3 protein-coding genes and 1 pseudogene are annotated in these 2055 nt (G+C 60.2%); all 4 read left to right on the forward strand.

The features are described 5' to 3' along the window. Positions 1–330, forward strand: a 330-nt coding sequence (locus FEF27_RS12945; protein WP_208009907.1) for an integrase core domain-containing protein, incomplete at its 5' end; no start/stop codon positions are given. An 80-nt stretch (positions 331–410) separates the two neighbouring features. After that, entirely contained in the window at positions 411–1103 is a 693-nt protein-coding gene (locus FEF27_RS12950; protein ID WP_138171300.1) for a hypothetical protein, read from the forward strand. A 247-nt stretch (positions 1104–1350) separates the two neighbouring features. Beyond that, positions 1351–1632 (forward strand): annotated as a pseudogene (locus tag FEF27_RS13920) (ISL3 family transposase); the annotation flags it as partial. Positions 1633–1687: 55 nt separating this feature from the next. After that, positions 1688–2044: a helix-turn-helix domain-containing protein gene (locus tag FEF27_RS13725; RefSeq protein WP_243729254.1), complete on the forward strand. Its 357-nt coding sequence runs from the start codon at positions 1688–1690 to the stop codon at positions 2042–2044. The last annotated feature ends 11 nt before the right edge of the window (positions 2045–2055 follow it).

A 2055-nucleotide genomic window follows, 5' to 3' on the forward strand; every position in this document is an offset into this window, starting at 1 on the left:
TTAACCGGAGTTCCGGTTAACGCCGACCGCGGATCTCAATTTCGAGCAAAGAAATTCCTCCGCGCGCTGGAGCACCACAGCCTGGTCGGATCCATGGGCAGAGTCGGCGCGGCCGGGGACAACGCGGCCATGGAGTCCTTCTACTCACTGCTGCAGAACAACGTCCTCGATGCCCAGCCCTGGGCCACCCGAGAAGAGCTGCGACTGAGGATCGTGGCCTGGATTGAGCGGACGTATCACCGAAAGAGGAAGCAGAAAGGGCTGGGGAAGTTGACCCCGATCGCCTATGAGGAGAAACTGCTCACACAGGCGCTGACACTAGCGGCCTGAACAGGAAACCGAACCTGTCACCAGTTCCTGCATCAGCCCCTGTGGATGCAAGGCAACCAATCCGAATGTAGAGTCTGTTTGTGTCTACTTCATCTGAGGATCGGTCTCTATCCGGAGAATCTCTCGGATGGCTCTCGTGGGTAGCCACTATTGGGGGCGTCGTAGCTTTTATCGTCATGGCGGCATCTGAGTCCGCACGCAAATTCTACGAGTCGTACTACTTGGGAGGATGGAGCCTTGCATTCCTCCTCGTCATTATGGGCCCCTGCTTTGTTCGGTCCCTCGCTCGACGAAAGACCGCATCGCTGAAGAACCAGCTGCAGGACCGGATCGAGGATCTTTCCAGGGAAGACTGGAGGAGAGACTTAGGGCTCCTCCAGGAGCGCATGGCGGGGTGGGAACTCGACAGTAATTTCCACGTATATCTCGTTGAACATGTAGATCATAAGAGGTTGCCTGACCAATTTGTGCGTCAACTTGAGCACCAAATTCGTCGTTGGAACCGGGACTCCCGCGAATTATGGGACCCGGAGGTCGCCAAAGTCTGGACCCGCTGCAGGGACGCAGCTGAAGCTTACGACGAATGGATCACCTTCTATATGTTCTCGGACGACTCCAACAGTGCGTTGCACGTTGCTCCAGAGTGGAGTTCGACTGATCCGGAACGCTATCGGGAAGCATTCGAGGTACTAGGAAAAGCTGCCCGAGAGTTGGCCGAGGCTCTAGCGGGGGTATACCGCGTGCAACACGCACCTGGAGCTCCCAGGTCTTAGGTTCAGCTTCCTGAGATACGCCCGTGCCCGTTCGCTACGCGATTTCCAAGCGAGCAAGCCGTAGTCGCTCAGATAAGACCGCCGTTCACTCCGGGGGCCCAGTTTCGAGAGACGGTAAAGGGGCTCTTCGGACCTGGGGTGGGGCTGGCGACGCGCGGAAGATCTTGAGTAGGGCATGAAGAAGGGGCCGGGGCCTCGATGATGTGTAGCGACCAAGCAACACGTCGTCAGAAGGACCCCGACCCCGATGTTCGAGAATACGCGCCCTGTCTCTGCTTGCCCAACAAGCAAGATCAGCTACTGCCATGACTGCGACCTCTTCGCTGGCCTTGAAGGCCTTCACGTCACTGCTGTTGACCGGCCGGCTAAGAAGACGGCGCTGATCGTTTGGGTCGAATCAGCCAAGACCCTCACCGGCTGCCCCGACTGCGGAGTCGTCGCCGTCAGTGCCCGGCGCCGGGAAGTGGAGCTGATTGATGCTCCGGTATACGCGGCCCCGGCCCGGCTTGTGTGGCGTAAGCGTCGGTGGCACTGCCACGACCCAGACTGTTCACGCGGGGTGTTCACTCAAGCAGAACCCCGTAGTGGCCGCGCCCCGGGCGTTGCTGACCCGCCGCTGCATCGCCTGGGGCATCAGGCAGATGCGGCGGGAGAACCTCTCGGTCCAGGGCTTGGCTCGCCAGCTGGGGGTGGATTGGCACACTGCGTGGAAAGCGATCCGGCCACTGTTGGAGCAAGCTGCCGCTGACGAGGGACGCTTCGCCGGGGTGAAGACCCTCGGAGTGGACGAACATATTTGGCATCACCTCAACCCTGCTCGGCGGGGGCCGAAGGCACTGACAGGCATGGTCGACCTGACCCGCAACGCTCGCGGGGCCGTGCAAGCGCGGCTGTTGGATCTGGTGCCAGCCCGCACCGGCAAAGCGGCTCATCGCAGATGAGGGTGTAGCAA

Source organism: Nesterenkonia sphaerica (assembly GCF_005771565.1).
Taxonomy (GTDB): domain Bacteria; phylum Actinomycetota; class Actinomycetes; order Actinomycetales; family Micrococcaceae; genus Nesterenkonia; species Nesterenkonia sphaerica.